Raw genomic sequence first — 14,471 nt, forward strand, 5'->3', positions numbered from 1 at the left:
TGTTGCTTGGCGCTTGTTGCTTGCGATTCAGGCCGGATTCTCGATTTCGATGAACTCATGCGCCAAGCCCAGCTGCTGCGCTACATGCGCGGCGGCGGCAGGTGCGCCGTAGCGCTCAGTCGCATGATGACCTGCGGCGAGGAAGGCCACCCCGGTCTCGCGCGCGAGGTGTGCCTGAGGTTCGGAGATCTCTCCAGTGATGAAGGCATCGGCACCAGCGGTGATGGCCGACTCGAAGAAGCCCTGGGCCCCGCCCGTGCACCAGGCGACGCGGCGAATCTCGCGTCCGTTGCCCGGATCAGCCAAGGTCACGTGACGCCCCAATACCGCTTGCACATGACGTGCCAGATCGGTTGCGCTGGCGAAATCAGCAGCGCCGGCAAAGCCCAGATCCTGCTCGCCAAAGCGTTGGTCGGCCTGCAGACCCAGTACTCGACCGAGCTGGGCGTTGTTGCCAAATTCGGGGTGCGCATCGAGCGGCAGGTGGTAGGCGAAGAGATTGATGTCGTGCGCGAGCAGCAGCTGAATGCGCTGCTTCATCCAGCCCGTGATCCGACCGTCCATGCCACGCCAGAACAGGCCGTGGTGCACGAAGATCGCATCGGCCTTCTGTGCGATGGCCGCTTCGATAAGTGCGCGGCTGGCAGTGACGCCGCTCACAATACGCGAGATGGTTTCCTTGCCTTCAACCTGCAAGCCGTTCGGGCCGTAGTCCTTGAAGCGCTCGGGCAGCAGGAGTTCGTTAAAGGAGTTCAGCAGGGTTTGCCTTGAGGTGCTCATGCACTCGATTGTCCCAGATGCACGAGCCACCACAGTCACCTCAACGCGATTGGGGCGAGCGGGGTTGCCAGCCGCGCGAGGCCAGCGGCCAAAAACCGATCACGAAGCCAAGAATGCCCATAGCGGCCACATAGTGTGCGGGAGCCATCAGGTCGTATTTCTGCCAAATACTGATGATGATTGGCGTCAAGCCACCGAACACGGCATAGGCCATGTTGTAGGCGAACGAGAGGCCCGAAAAGCGAATGGCGGGCGGGAAGGCGCGCACGCCGGTGATGGGCAGCAGCGAGATCGAGCCGCAGAAGAAACCCACCAGCGCATACAGCCAGATCAGCGATTCGGGCGTGCCCGGCAGGCTCATGTAGAACAAGTAGGACGTGACGGCCAGACCGCCCCAACCGATCAGCATCACAGCCTTGGTGCTGAAGCGGTCGGTCGCCCAGCCGCAGACGGCGCAGCCGATGGTGAGGGTGAGCGTCGCCGCCACGTTGGCCTCGAGCGAAAGCGTGGGCGCGATGTGGAAGACCTTCTGCAGATAGGTCGGCGTCATCAGGATCACCACCACCACGGTGGTCGACAGCACCCACGTCATCAGCGCCACGAGCAGCACAGCCGGGCGATGTTCACGCAACACGGTCTTCACCGGCAATTCACTTGCCACCTTCTTTCGTGCGGCAAGCTCCTTGAAGATAGGAGTCTCTTCGAGAAAGCGGCGCAGGTACACCGAGATCAGGCCGAACACACCGCCCAGAATGAACGGAATGCGCCACGCGTATTCGTTGATCTCCGCAGTGCTGTAGTGCGTATTGATGCCCACGGCGATCAACGACCCCAACAGAATGCCGCCAGTGATGCCAGCCGTCAGCGTGCCGACGGCGAGACCGTAGTGGCGCTCGGGCACATGCTCGGCCACAAAAACCCAGGCACCGGGCATTTCACCGCCAATGGCAGCACCCTGCAGCACGCGCATGACCAGCAGCAATAGTGGTGCGGCCACACCAATCGATGCATAGGTCGGCAGCAGGCCGATCACCAGCGTGGGCACGGCCATGAGGAAGATCGAGAGCGTGAACATCTTCTTGCGACCGAGCTTGTCGCCGAAGTGCGCAATGATGATGCCCCCGACGGGGCGGGCCAGATAGCCGGCCGCGAAGATGCCCAGCGTCTGCAGCTGACGCAGCCACTCAGGCATGTCTGCCGGGAAGAACAGCGCGCCCAGAATATTGGCAAAGAAAACGTAGACGACGAAGTCGTAGAACTCCAGCGTACCGCCCAGAGCCGAGAGGCTGAGCGTCTGATAGTCGTGTTTGTTGAGTGTTCGCTGCGGTTCACCGGCAGACGGGAGCGCGGCCGCAGAAGTCATGTGGGTCATTGCGTGATTCAGTAGTTCGGATGAACAACTGCACGACATATGGCGAACGGATCGCGCCACTGGGTCCAACCTTCACAGATCGGCCGATTGGGAAATCTGGGGGTAGGCAAGCCGCGAGGATGCTGCGGATGCAAGGACGAAAGCCGTGGCAGTTGAGTACATACTAAGGGTTTACCCATAATTGCAACGGAATGAATCAAAACAACCATTCACATTGAATGGTTGAAATGACGCAGCCCTTCGGCACGCTCTTCATCCAAAGGGGGCAGAAGGACGACAATGCTTTCTTTTGCAAGTAGAGAAACACTCAACATGAAGCGCTTCTGGCTGCTTTTTTCTCAGGTCGTCACCGTCCTGCTCGCCGCGTACTTTGTCGTGGCCACCTTGCAGCCCAGTTGGCTGCAACGCGGAGCATCGCGCAGCGGAGCGGGCATCAGTCTCATCGAAGCTCCGGCCACACCGCGCGCCGAGCCCCCTGCGGGCAGTCTGGCCAACTCCGCACGCAAGGCCTCGCCCGCCGTGGTTAGCATCAACACCAGCAAGGCCGCGCGCCCGTCACGCGGCAACGACCCCTGGTTTGAATTCTTCTTCGGTGAACAAGGCAACCAGGCCCAGGTCGGCCTCGGCAGCGGCGTGATCGTGAGCCCGGATGGTTTCATCCTTACCAACAACCACGTGGTCGAAGGCGCGGATGAGATCGAAGTGACACTGACCGACGCGCGCCACGCGAAGGCCAAGGTGATCGGCACCGATCCCGACACCGATCTCGCGATCCTCAAGATCGACTTGGACAAGCTGCCCGTGATCGTGCTCGGTGATTCCGACCAGTTGCTGGTCGGCGATCGCGTGCTCGCCATCGGCAATCCGTTCGGCGTGGGGCAGACCGTGACCAGCGGCATCGTCTCCGCTCTGGGCCGTAGTCAGTTGGGCATCAACACCTTCGAGAACTTCATCCAGACCGATGCGGCCATCAACCCCGGCAACTCCGGTGGTGCACTGGTCGACGTGAACGGCAACCTCATGGGCATCAACACGGCGATCTATTCGCGCTCAGGCGGCAGCATGGGCATCGGATTCGCGATTCCCGTTTCCACAGCACGACTGGTACTCGACGGCATCGTCAAGGACGGTCAGGTCACACGTGGCTGGATTGGTGCCGAGCCGAATGAACTCTCACCGGAACTCGCCGAAACCTTCGGAGTGAAGGCCTCCGAAGGCGTGATCATTACCGGCGTGCTGCAAGACGGCCCAGCGGCCCAGGCGGGCCTGCGGCCCGGCGACGTGATCACAAAGGTAGGCGACAAGCACATCAGCAACGTATCCGAGTTGCTCTCGACCGTCGCGGCACTCAAACCCGGAATCGAAACCAAATTCGCCGTGCTGCGCGGTGACAACGAGACCGAGATCAGCATCACCCCCGGCAAGCGCCCTACCCCAGCCAAGCGCGCACAACAGCAACGTTGAACGGCAGACGGAAAAGCAGGCGCTTCGCCGCGCCACAAAAGGCAAAGGGCAGTCCGTTTCCGGACTGCCCTTTTTTGTTCGCAAAACAATGCAGGGATCAGGACGATTTTTCCGAACCCGCTTCATCCTTCGCCTGATCTTCCGGAGGTTTGGTATTCCGCTGGAACCAGCCCGCCGCAATGATGCCGATTTCGTAGAGCAGGATCATAGGCACGGCCAGCGACACCTGCGAGAGCACGTCAGGCGGCGTCACCACCGCCGCAACCACGAAGGCCAGCACGATGAAGTAGCCACGGAAGGACTTGAGCTTGTCGATGTCCACGATGCCCAAACGAACCAGCAGAATCACCACGATGGGCACTTGAAAGGCGCAGCCAAACGCGATGTAGAGCGACAAAATCGCCTCGACATACGACGAGATGTCCGGTGTGGCCGCCACGCTCGACGGCGTGAAATGCTGGATGAAACCGAACATGCGCTCGAGCACGAAGAGTTGCACGAAGGCGATGCCGATATAGGCCAGCGCGCTACCGAAAAAGATCAGCGGCAGTGCGAACTTCTTCTCGTGCGAGTACAAGCCCGGCGCGACGAAAGCCCAGATCTGGTACATGATCCACGGCAGTGCAAGCAGCACGGCCGCCATCGCCAGCACCTTGAGCGGCACGATGAATGGCGAAAATACGCCCACTGCGATCAGCTTGGCGCCCTCGGGCATATGGTGCCTGATAGGTGTGGCGACAAAGTCGATCAGACCGTCCGGCCCGGGCCAGAAAGCCAGCAGCGCGAGGGCGACAAGAATGCCGTAGATGCTGTAGAGCAGACGGTCGCGCAGCTCCATGAGATGCTGTACGAAGGGCTGCTCAGTGCCGGCCAGTTCGTCGTCTTTGGGAGATGGAGTGTCAGCCATGTTCAAACAAAAGCGCGAGCCCTCAAGACTCGCACGCAGGTATCGGAGCATGCCTTGGCGCGCGCACGGCGCACCGGGCATGGCGGCAAGACGAGTTGCCGCACGTTAAGAAACTCAAAGCGGTCTTTTCGGACGGAACCGCGCCACGCGCGCCGCACCCGATTGAGCCTTGGTACGCACGCCGGAGCGCGACTTGAACCACTGCGGTGTCGCCCCGCGCTTGACGCGCCAGTTCTTGCGCGGGTGGCTGTAGGCTGGTGTGATGGAGCTTTGCGAACTCCAGTCGTACTCGGACGAGGTGGTCTCGGAAGAACCGGACGACGTGTCGTTCAGAGACGACGTGGCGTCGCTCCAGTCCTTCTCGAAATCCTTGGCACTGGTGTGGACCGATTGCTCGACATCCCGCGCCGCCGATTCCACGTTGTCCTTCATCTTGCGCAGCTCATCGAGCTCCATCGAACGGTTGACTTCGGACTTCACATCGTTCACATAACGCTGCGCCTTGCCGAGCAGCGTACCCACGGTACGCGCCACTTTAGGGAGCTTCTCGGGCCCGATGACGACCAACGCCACCACGCCGATCAGCGCCATTTTCGAGAGGCCAATATCAATCATTCAAAGAACCCGGTCGTGCACTCGAACATCAACGATCCATCAGCTCTTTTGCTTGGCTTCCACATCGATGGTCGACTTGTCGGCCGCAGCGTTGTTGGTCACCTGACCTGCAGCGGCATTGTTGCCAGCAGCAGCGTCGGCATTTTCAGCTTGACCACCGTCCTTGATGCCGTCCTTGAAACCCTTGACCGCACCACCCAGATCGGAGCCGATGTTCTTGAGCTTCTTGGTGCCAAAAACCATCACGACGATCAGCAGCACGATCAGCCAGTGCCAAATAGAAAACGAACCCATGTGATTCTCCTAACGAATACAGACCATTCTAGACGCCACTCATGTCAAGACGGTCATTAACCAGTAACTTTCCCAGCCATGGGCGGGGAATTCCGTTCGGCCTCCGCCCTTTTGAGGTCCGAGCCCTTTGAGGTCTCAACCCTTTTTCCAGGGACGTGGACCACCGATCACATGCACGTGCAGGTGATGCACTTCCTGCCCGCCTTCATCCCCGGTATTCACCACCATGCGGAATCCGCCCGTCGGATAGGGGTTGCAGCCATTTTCCTGCGCCAACTGGGGGGCGAGTGTCATCATCTTTCCCAAAAGCGGCGCATCTTCCGCAGTGACTTGCGCCATCGACGGTATGTGCTTCTTGGGCACCATCAAAAAGTGCACCGGTGCCCAAGGGTTGATGTCGTGAAATGCGAAGACGTCCTCGTCCTCATAGACCTTCTTCGAGGGAATTTTGCCTTCGATGATCTTGCAGAAAATACAGTTCGGATCGTGCATGCAAAGCTCTCTAGGAAATACAGAAATCTGGTGAAGGGATCAAGCCGACAGCAACGGCGCGCACTTTCAGCGGGTCACAACTTCTCGGACAGCTTGAGCGAAGGACGCACGCCCACATCCGCAAAATGCTGCTTCAGCCAATGGGTTCCTGACTCGCGTCCAAGATCAAACAGTTGGCGCACGAACGGCATGTCAGTGCGCATCTTGCTCGCGGCGCCAAAAGGCTCGAGCACGGCACCACCGTCGATGCGATGCATCAGCACATTCTTGTAGCGTCGATTGTCCAGTTTGCCTTCAGCCAACAGCCGGCGCACGAACTCGATGGCGCGCAACTCAGCGAGCAGACCCGCGTTGAAGGTGACTTCGTTGACGCGCTCCATGATTTCCTGTGCATCGTCGGGCAGTCGGTCGTGGTCGATGGGGTTGATCTGCACGAGCAGAATGTCGGATGCCTCGGTGCGGTAGATCAGCGGATAGATCGCAGGATTGCCGGAATAGCCGCCATCCCAGTAGTGTTCTCCGTCGATCTCCACCGCCTTGAAGAGCATGGGCAGACAGGCCGAGGCCATGACCGCATCGGCGCTCAGGCGCTTGCCGTTGAAGATCTCGCCACGCCCCGTGCGCACATTGGTCGCGCACACAAAGACCTGCTTGGCATTGGTCGCGCCGATGAGCTCGAAATCGACTTCCTTCTCGAGCAGCTTGCGTAGCGGATTGATACCCAGCGGATTCATCTGGTAAGGCGAGAGCCACTGCGTGAGCATGTTCATGAACGCGCCAGCAGCTGGCATGGGAACGCCCCAGAGCATGGTCGAGCCCATGGTGCCCACGCCCTCCCACAGACGCGTAAGCGTCTCACGGGCTTTCTGGGCACCGGCTTGTTGTCGTTCGTGAGGATCTTTGTGCTCACCCGCCGCCACGGCAAACCCGTGGGCCAACGCGACGGCATTCATCGCCCCCGCACTCGTGCCGCTCACGCCGTCGATGCGAATGCGTCCATCCTCGAGCAGGGCATCCAGCACGCCCCACGTGAACGCGCCATGTGAGCCACCACCTTGCAGTGCAAGGTTCAGCGTCTTGTGCCCTTGCTCGTCAAGCATCGATGGCCTGCCCTTTGCTCATGGCCAGCATGCCGCGAATGATGCGATACAGGAACCACAGTGAAATGATGCCCCATGCAATCCAGCCCGGCACGAAGAACAGCAGCCACAGCGGCGCAGTCACCACATACAGGATGCCTGCCCAGATGACCGAACGGATGCGCCACGAAAAGTGGCTCGCCTGCCAAGTGCCTTCGGCGTCGCCGCGTTTGACGAGGTCGATCACCAGCGCCACCAGCAGAAGCAGCACGCTGACCTGCGCCGTCGGCAACACCGCCGCCACCGCCACGATCAGATGCAGGATGTAGCTGACCCAGCCCACCGCCTTGAGATTCTCAGCGCGCTGATTGGGTTCGATGTCGATGATGTCGTTGCGATTGTTCAAGTGGAACCTCCTTCATCAATGGCACGTTGATCCGCCTTGCGCGCGGCCTTTTCCTCCAGCCCGCTCAAGCCCACACGACGCTCCAACTCGGTGATCACGTCCGAAGGCTTGAGCCCGTAGTAGGACAGCGCCACCATGGAGTGGAACCACAGGTCCGCGACTTCATAGACCAGCTTGGACTTGTCTGCGCCGTGATCCACATCCTTGGCCGCCATGACGACTTCCGTCGCCTCTTCGCCCACCTTCTTCAAGAACGCGTCGGGCCCCTTGGCGAACAGACGCGCCACATAGCTCTTGTCCGGATCACCGGCCTTGCGGCTCTCCAGCACCTCGGCCAGTCGGGCCAGGGAATCGTTGGAACTCAGATTTGCCTGCACTTGTGAGGAATTGCTCGTCATGGTGTCGCTCATTCAATCATTTGTTATTTATAGATGGATTCGGGATCTTTCAAGACCGGATCCACCGGAGTCCAGCCTCCATCCTGCAAACGACTGTAAAAGCAGCTGTGACGTCCCGTGTGACAGGCGATGCCCGGCTCATGCCCCGTCTGGGTCACCTTGAGCAGAACGACATCGTTATCGCAGTCGATGCGGATGTCATGCACCGTCTGCACATGCCCCGACTCCTCGCCCTTGAACCACAGCTTGCTGCGCGAGCGGCTGAAATACACAGCACGGCCCAGCTCCGCGGTCTTCTCGAGCGCCTCGCGGTTCATCCACGCGAACATCAGCACGTCGCCCGACGACGCCTCCTGCGCGATCACGGGCACGAGGCCCTGCGCATCCCATTTCACTTGATCTAGCCAGTTCATTCCCGAATTGTGAGGCATTCGCGCAATCGGCATTCGGCACGCGGAATTTTCTGTCTGAAAACCCGTCTTCTCGCTGACGAGGGCAATCAATGCCAAGCGCACCAAAACGAGATTTGCGGGAATGCGTTTACAACCGCACCGGAATCCCGCGCTCCCGCATCCGTTCCTTGGCCTGTTGCACGGTGTATTCGCCGAAGTGAAAAATGCTCGCGGCGAGCACTGCATCCGCGCCGCCTTGCTGCACCCCATCGGCCAGATGGTCGATATTGCCCACACCACCCGAGGCGATCACCGGAATGCTCACGGCGTCGGACACAGCGCGAGTAAGCGCCAGATCGAAGCCGGACTTGGTGCCGTCACGGTCCATGCTGGTGAGGAGGATTTCGCCTGCACCGCGCTGGGCCATTTCAGCGGCCCATTGGACGGCGTCGAGGCCGGTATTCTTGCGGCCGCCGTGGCTGTAGACGTCCCAGCCTTCGCCGCGTTCAATCACGTCCTGGCCCTGACGGCGTTTGGCGTCGATGGCGACGACGATGCATTGCGCGCCGTATCTGTCGCTCGCGGCATTGATCACGTTCGGGTCGGCAATCGCGGCGGAGTTGAAGCTGGTCTTGTCCGCGCCCGCGTTGAGCAGGCGGCGCACGTCGGCCACGGTGCGCACGCCGCCACCGACCGTGAGGGGAATGAAGACCTGGCTGGCGACGGCTTCGATGATCGGCAGGATCAGGTCGCGGCCATCGCTGGTGGCTGTGATGTCGAGGAAGGTGAGTTCATCGGCACCCTGCGCGTTGTAGCGCGCGGCGATTTCCACCGGATCGCCTGCGTCGCGCAGTTCCACAAAGTTCACGCCTTTGACGACACGGCCGCCGGTGACGTCGAGGCAGGGAATGATGCGTTTTGCAAGCACGGTGAGTTCTCCAGATCAGACTGACAAAATTTTGAAAAACCAAGGCGATATTTCAACAGATTCCCCCAGCGGGGAATCCGGCGCGAATTCAATGTTCCGAGAGACGCTGCCGACCGCTCCAGCGCGCTCCAGGCTGCAGGGTCACGGGTTCGTCGACGCAGGCGGCTTCCACGCAGAGCATGGTGCGATGGCCGTCTTCGGGCATGTCCTTGAGCTGCGCACAGAGTGCGGCACCGGGGTTCCAGACGACGACGTTGCCCCAGCTGGCGCTGTTCTCCACAATGAGAGACGCGCCGCCCTGCAGATCTCGCAGGACCATGGGGCGTACAGGATGCCCCGACGAAGCGAACACGCTATCGTACTCGCCGTCAAAGCGGATCGCACCCTGCTGCACGGCGTGCAGATCGCGCACCGCGTCCCAACGCGCGAGGCCGTCGAGGCCTTCAAGACAGAGCTGAGCGATGTCGTTCACCCGCAGGTAGCTGTGCAGCGCGCCGGTGAAGCTGAAGGCATCGCTGCCGGTGTTGTGCAGATCGAGTGTCATGCACAGACTGCCCTTGGAGAGCTTCACAAAAAGGCGGGACTCAAAGCCGTGCGGCCACCAAGCGCGTGTCTGTGGGTCGTCCTTCAGCAGAAAGACGGCCTGTGCGTGGTCGCCCGTCTCACTCTGATGAGACGATTCGAGAACCCATGGCAGATTGCGCGCAAAGCCATGCTTAACGAGTGGGCCGCGCTGGTTGAATTGCGGAAAGCAGATCGGCACGCCGCCGCGCACAGCGGACTGGCCGTCCCAGACCGCACGCGGGCTCAGGAAAAAATGCTCGCCTTGCGCCGCTGTACTCCACGAGATGACCTGCGCACCCTGCAGCGTGATGAGAGCAGTGTCGCCATTGGCCAGCGACAGGCGCATAACGGGTTGGCCGTTGAAGGTCTCGTGCCGGACGGCTCCAGAGGCTGCTGCGGACTCGCTGCTCATCACAGGCGGCGCGCTTCGCCGTTCTGCCAGCGCCAGACATCGGCGCACATCTGGTCGATGTTGCGGCTGGTCTTCCAGCCGAGCAGGCGCACGGCGGTGTCGGGATCGGCCCAATACGCAGCCACGTCACCGGGGCGGCGATCAACGATGCGATACGGCACGGGCACGCCGCTCGCGCGCTCGAAGGCCTTGACCATCTGCAGCACCGACACGGGCTCGCCCGTGCCTAGGTTCACCGTCAGCAGGCCCGGGTGGTCCTGCAGATAACGCAGCGCGGCGACATGGCCTTCGGCCAGATCGCTCACATGGATGTAGTCGCGCACGCCGGTGCCATCCGCAGTGACGTAGTCGCCGCCAAAGATGCTGAGCTCCTTGCGCGTGCCGGCTGCCACCTGCGCCACATAGGGCATGAGGTTGTTGGGCACGTCCTGTGGGTCTTCGCCGATCAGGCCGCTTGCGTGCGCGCCCACCGGGTTGAAGTAGCGCAGGCGCGCGAGGCGCCATTGACCGGGCTCGGAATGGTCGAGATCGGCCATGATCTGCTCGGCCATGAGCTTTGTGCGGCCGTAAGGATTGGTCGGATGCAGCGCGGCGTCCTCGCGGATGGGCGAACCGGCGGGGTCGCCGTAGACCGTGGCCGACGACGAGAACACCATGGTGCGCACACCCGCCTCGCGCATCGCGGCCAGCAGCGTAACGGTGCCCGCCACATTGGTGTCGTAGTACTTGAGCGGATCGGCCACCGATTCACCCACGGCCTTGAGGCCAGCGAAGTGAATCACCGCCGTGATGCCATGCTCGCGCAGCACGCGCGCCACCAGTGCGCCGTCGCGCACGTCACCTTCGATGAAGGTCGGCTGCTGGCCGGTGATGCGCGACAAGCGCTCGAGCACCGAGGGCTTGCTGTTGCAGAAATTGTCGAGCACAACATAGGGCAGGCCCTGCTCGGCGAGTGCCGCGCAAGTATGCGAACCGATGAATCCGGCTCCGCCGGTCACGAGGATCATCAGGCGGACAACTCGTCGGCACGGTCCTGGGCGGCCGCGAAATCGAGATCGCCGCTGTAGATGGCGCGGCCGCAGATCACACCTTCGACGCCTTCGCGCTCCACTGCGCAGAGCTGTTCGATGTCGGCCATGCCGGCCAGACCGCCCGAGGCGATCACGGGAATGGTCAGCGCCTGAGCGAGCTTGACGGTGGCATCGATGTTGATGCCCGAGAGCATGCCGTCTCGGCCGATATCGGTGTAGATGATGGACTCGACGCCCCAATCCTGGTATTTCTTGGCGAGATCGACAACTTCGTGGCCTGTGAGTTTGCTCCAGCCGTCGGTGGCGACCTTGCCATCCTTGGCGTCGAGGCCGACGATGATGTGGCCGCCGAAGGTACTGCAGGCATCCTTCAGGAAGCCGGGGTTCTTCACCGCAGCCGTACCGATGATGATGTAGCGCATGCCGGCGTCGATGAAAGTCTCGATGGTGTCCAGGTCGCGAATGCCGCCACCGAGCTGCACAGGAATCTCGCTGCCGACTTCTTTCAGGATGGCCTTGATGGCGCCCATATTCTTGGGCTGGCCAGCAAAGGCTCCGTTCAGGTCCACCAAATGCAGACGTCGTGCACCGGCGTCCGCCCAGCGGCGCGCGATGGCGGCGGGGTCTTCACCAAAAATCGTGGATTGGTCCATGTCGCCTTGCTTGAGGCGCACGCAGTGACCGTCCTTGAGGTCGATGGCAGGAATGAGCAGCATGATCGTAAACGGGAGAGGGGCGAATCAAAAAATGGAAGGTCGGCCCAACCAAGGTGGATGAATCAGGGCTTCCAGTGAAGGAAATTGCGAAACAACGCCAAACCATGCTCGGAGCTTTTTTCCGGATGGAATTGCGTGGCGAAAATATTATCGCGTGCGATGGCCGATGCAAAGTACGCACCGTAATCGGCTTCACCGGCGACATGGTCGGTACGGTCAGGCTTGGCATAGAAGCTGTGCACGAAATAATAGAAGCTGTCGTCCGGAATGCCGTGCCACAGCGGGTGAACTGCACCGCCATGCGGCACTTGGCGCACGCGGTTCCAGCCCATCTGCGGGACCTTGAAACGGCTGCCGTCGGCCTGTTTGCGGCCTTCGAGATCAAACTTGACCACGTTGCCGGGGATTAAGCCGAGACCGGGCGTGTCGCCCTCGGTGCTGTGGTCCAGCAGCATCTGCATGCCGACGCACACACCGAAAAGCGGCTTGTTCGCTGCGGCTTCCAGCACGCTGTCCTGCAGACCGGATTCGCGCAGCTCGCGCATGCAGTCGCGCATGGCGCCCTGCCCCGGCAGCACCACGCGCTCGGCGGCGCGCACCTGCTCAGGGTTGGAGGTGACGACAACGGTCCAACCACTGCCGTCGGCTGCGGCCAGCACGGCTTGCGACACAGAGCGCAGATTGCCCATGCCGTAGTCCACGACCGCGACGGTTTTAGATTCACTGCTCATAGTTGCTTGGCACCCATGGATTCGGCGGATTCATTCGGCAGGATTACAAGGAGCCCTTGGTGGACGGAATCATGCCAGCGGAGCGCGGATCGCGCTCGAGCGCATCACGCAACGCGCGGGCAAAGGCCTTGAACACGGTCTCGCACTGGTGGTGGGCGTTGATGCCCTTGATGTTGTCGATGTGCAGCGTCACGCCCGCATGGTTCACGAAGCCCTGGAAGAACTCGTAGGTGAGCTGGGTGTCAAAGCCGCCGATGCTGCCGGCCGTAAACGGAATGTGCAGGTGCAGGCCGGGGCGTCCCGAAAAGTCCACCACCACGCGGGACAGCGCTTCATCGAGCGGCACGTAAGCGTGGCCGTAGCGGCGGATGCCCTTCTTGTCGCCCACCGCGCGCGCGAACGCCTGACCGATGGTAATGCCCACGTCTTCCACCGTGTGGTGGCCGTCGATGTGCAGGTCGCCGTCACAGTCGATCTGCAGGTCGATCAGGCCGTGGCGCGCGATCTGCTCGAGCATGTGGTCGAAGAAACCGATGCCCGTGGCGATGCGTGATGCGCCCGTGCCATCGAGGTTCACACGCACCTTGATGCGGGTTTCCGCCGTGTTGCGGGAGACTTCAGCGACGCGGTCGGCATTGGCATCGACCGCAGGTGTGGAGGGTACAAGAGATGATGTCATAGGGAAGCCTGGAGCGCGGCGAGCATCTGGGCGTTGTCGGAGGCATTTCCGACAGTCAGACGCAGGCAGTTGGCCAGCAATGGGTGCATTGTAGAAACGTTTTTGATCAGCACTTTTCGTGCCTTCATGCCATCGTAGGTCTTTGCGGCATCCGGAACGCGGATCAGCACCATGTTGGCCTCGCTGTCCCACACCTTTTCAATACCGGAAATCGCCTGCAGATCGGCAATCAGCTTGGCTCGTTCGGTGCGGATTTCAAGGGCCTGCGCGGCGAACACCTCGGCATGTTCGAGCGCGAAGATCGCGGCCTCGCAGTTGAGCACGCTCACGTTGTAGGGCGGGCGCACCTTGTCGATCTCGCTGACGATGGCCTCGGGGCCGATGAGGTAGCCCAGACGCACACCGGCAAGGCCGAATTTGCTGAGCGTGCGCATCAGCAGCACATGGCCGTTGCGCTCGGGCTCGGCCTTCATGCGCGAGAGCCAACTGCGGCTTGCAAACGGCTGGTAGGCCTCGTCCATCACCACGAAACCGCCCTGTTCACCTACGGCGTCAACGACAGCCTGCACCGACTCCTCGCTCCACAGCGTCGCGGTCGGGTTGTTCGGGTAGGCCAGATAGGTAATCGCCGGTTGGTGCTCGGCAATCGCGGCCAGCATCGCGGGCACGTCGAGCTCGAAGTCGGCGTTCAGCGACACGTTCACGAAGTCAAGCCCCTGCAACTGCGCACTCATCGGGTACATCACGAAGCCCGGCATCGGCGCGAGCAGCTTGGCGCGGCCGCCCGCGTGCGGCTGGGCACAGGCCAGCGCCATCAGGTTGATGATCTCGTCCGAGCCATTGCCGAGCAGAATCTCGCTGCCCTCGGGCGCATCGGCGTATTTCGCAAGCGCAGCCTTGAGGTCGTTCTGGCGCGCACCGGGATAGCGGTTGAGTTCCTGCGCGCCGAGGCGCTTGCCAAGCTCGGCCTGCAGATGCGCGGGCAGGCTGAACGGGTTCTCCATCGCATCCATCTTGAGGTAGCCCACCGAAGCCTGCACCTTGTATGCGTGCATGGCGCGCACGTCAGGACGGATGCGATCAAGTGCTTTGGATTGGGGTGCGGACAAGGTGGTCATGATGAGATTCTTCGTCTGGTTCGTCGTCGTGAAGGCGAATGGAGGGAGTGAAAAGCAAGAAAAAGAAAGGAAACCTGCGGCGGAAGGTCGATG

At 61.3% G+C, this 14,471-nt stretch carries 18 protein-coding genes; 1 reads left to right on the plus strand and 17 read right to left on the minus strand.

The features are described from left to right. Positions 1-27 precede the first annotated feature (27 nt). Together G7047_RS17300 and G7047_RS17305 are read right to left on the minus strand one after the other, a co-directional pair. The gene (locus G7047_RS17300) at positions 28-780 is read right to left on the minus strand and encodes a Nif3-like dinuclear metal center hexameric protein (RefSeq protein WP_166308069.1); all 753 of its coding nucleotides are present in this window, start codon (positions 778-780) and stop codon (positions 28-30) included. 40 nt (positions 781-820) lie between these two features. Next, the gene (locus G7047_RS17305) at positions 821-2,152 is read right to left on the minus strand and encodes an MFS transporter (RefSeq protein ID WP_166308072.1); all 1,332 of its coding nucleotides are present in this window, start codon (positions 2,150-2,152) and stop codon (positions 821-823) included. Between the two features lie 312 nt (positions 2,153-2,464). Between G7047_RS17305 and G7047_RS17310 the strand changes: the two genes are divergently transcribed. Further along, on the plus strand, positions 2,465-3,616 hold the full coding sequence (locus G7047_RS17310) for a trypsin-like peptidase domain-containing protein (RefSeq protein ID WP_166308075.1): 1,152 nt from the start codon (positions 2,465-2,467) through the stop codon (positions 3,614-3,616). Between the two features lie 97 nt (positions 3,617-3,713). Here the strand turns inward: G7047_RS17310 and tatC are convergent, their stop codons facing one another. The 15 genes from tatC to hisC form a co-directional block, all read right to left on the minus strand. Further along, a complete protein-coding gene (gene tatC / locus G7047_RS17315) occupies positions 3,714-4,523 on the minus strand; it encodes a twin-arginine translocase subunit TatC (RefSeq protein WP_166308078.1) in 810 nt (269 codons plus the stop codon). 114 nt (positions 4,524-4,637) lie between these two features. Continuing rightward, positions 4,638-5,138 (minus strand): Sec-independent protein translocase protein TatB, encoded by a 501-nt coding sequence (gene tatB, locus G7047_RS17320; RefSeq protein ID WP_166308081.1) that lies wholly within the window; start codon positions 5,136-5,138, stop codon positions 4,638-4,640. Between the two features lie 39 nt (positions 5,139-5,177). Further along, positions 5,178-5,432 (minus strand): Sec-independent protein translocase subunit TatA, encoded by a 255-nt coding sequence (gene tatA, locus G7047_RS17325; RefSeq protein WP_166308084.1) that lies wholly within the window; start codon positions 5,430-5,432, stop codon positions 5,178-5,180. 135 nt (positions 5,433-5,567) lie between these two features. Then, complete coding sequence (locus tag G7047_RS17330) at positions 5,568-5,924, minus strand: histidine triad nucleotide-binding protein (protein WP_166308087.1); 357 nt, start codon at positions 5,922-5,924, stop codon at positions 5,568-5,570. A gap of 74 nt (positions 5,925-5,998) precedes the next feature. After that, a complete protein-coding gene (locus G7047_RS17335; RefSeq protein ID WP_166308090.1) occupies positions 5,999-7,024 on the minus strand; it encodes a patatin-like phospholipase family protein in 1,026 nt (341 codons plus the stop codon). Beyond that, positions 7,017-7,409, minus strand: coding sequence for a hypothetical protein (locus G7047_RS17340; protein ID WP_166308093.1), 393 nt, complete (start codon positions 7,407-7,409; stop codon positions 7,017-7,019). Before G7047_RS17340 ends, G7047_RS17335 begins: the two co-directional genes overlap by 8 nt. Then, complete coding sequence (locus G7047_RS17345) at positions 7,406-7,807, minus strand: phosphoribosyl-ATP diphosphatase (RefSeq protein ID WP_166308096.1); 402 nt, start codon at positions 7,805-7,807, stop codon at positions 7,406-7,408. Before G7047_RS17345 ends, G7047_RS17340 begins: the two co-directional genes overlap by 4 nt. 23 nt (positions 7,808-7,830) lie before the next feature. Beyond that, complete coding sequence (hisI, locus tag G7047_RS17350) at positions 7,831-8,220, minus strand: phosphoribosyl-AMP cyclohydrolase (protein WP_166308099.1); 390 nt, start codon at positions 8,218-8,220, stop codon at positions 7,831-7,833. 127 nt (positions 8,221-8,347) lie between these two features. After that, positions 8,348-9,127 carry an imidazole glycerol phosphate synthase subunit HisF gene (gene hisF, locus G7047_RS17355; protein ID WP_166308102.1) on the minus strand — a complete coding sequence of 260 codons (780 nt, stop codon included), beginning with the start codon at positions 9,125-9,127 and terminating at the stop codon, positions 8,348-8,350. A gap of 88 nt (positions 9,128-9,215) precedes the next feature. Beyond that, positions 9,216-10,103: a D-hexose-6-phosphate mutarotase gene (locus tag G7047_RS17360; RefSeq protein WP_166308105.1), complete on the minus strand. Its 888-nt coding sequence runs from the start codon at positions 10,101-10,103 to the stop codon at positions 9,216-9,218. After that, positions 10,103-11,110: a UDP-glucose 4-epimerase GalE gene (galE, locus tag G7047_RS17365; protein ID WP_166308108.1), complete on the minus strand. Its 1,008-nt coding sequence runs from the start codon at positions 11,108-11,110 to the stop codon at positions 10,103-10,105. The genes G7047_RS17360 and galE overlap by 1 nt, the downstream gene beginning before the upstream one ends. After that, positions 11,110-11,850, minus strand: coding sequence for a 1-(5-phosphoribosyl)-5-[(5-phosphoribosylamino)methylideneamino]imidazole-4-carboxamide isomerase (hisA, locus tag G7047_RS17370; RefSeq protein ID WP_166308111.1), 741 nt, complete (start codon positions 11,848-11,850; stop codon positions 11,110-11,112). Before hisA ends, galE begins: the two co-directional genes overlap by 1 nt. Before the next feature lie 62 nt (positions 11,851-11,912). Next, on the minus strand, positions 11,913-12,581 hold the full coding sequence (hisH, locus tag G7047_RS17375; protein WP_166308114.1) for an imidazole glycerol phosphate synthase subunit HisH: 669 nt from the start codon (positions 12,579-12,581) through the stop codon (positions 11,913-11,915). Between the two features lie 43 nt (positions 12,582-12,624). Then, on the minus strand, positions 12,625-13,260 hold the full coding sequence (gene hisB, locus G7047_RS17380; protein ID WP_166308117.1) for an imidazoleglycerol-phosphate dehydratase HisB: 636 nt from the start codon (positions 13,258-13,260) through the stop codon (positions 12,625-12,627). Further along, a complete protein-coding gene (gene hisC, locus G7047_RS17385) occupies positions 13,257-14,378 on the minus strand; it encodes a histidinol-phosphate transaminase (protein WP_166308120.1) in 1,122 nt (373 codons plus the stop codon). The genes hisB and hisC overlap by 4 nt, the downstream gene beginning before the upstream one ends. Between the last annotated feature and the right edge of the window lie 93 nt (positions 14,379-14,471).

It is taken from the genome of Diaphorobacter sp. HDW4A (assembly GCF_011305995.1).
In the GTDB taxonomy this organism is placed as follows: domain Bacteria; phylum Pseudomonadota; class Gammaproteobacteria; order Burkholderiales; family Burkholderiaceae_C; genus Diaphorobacter_A.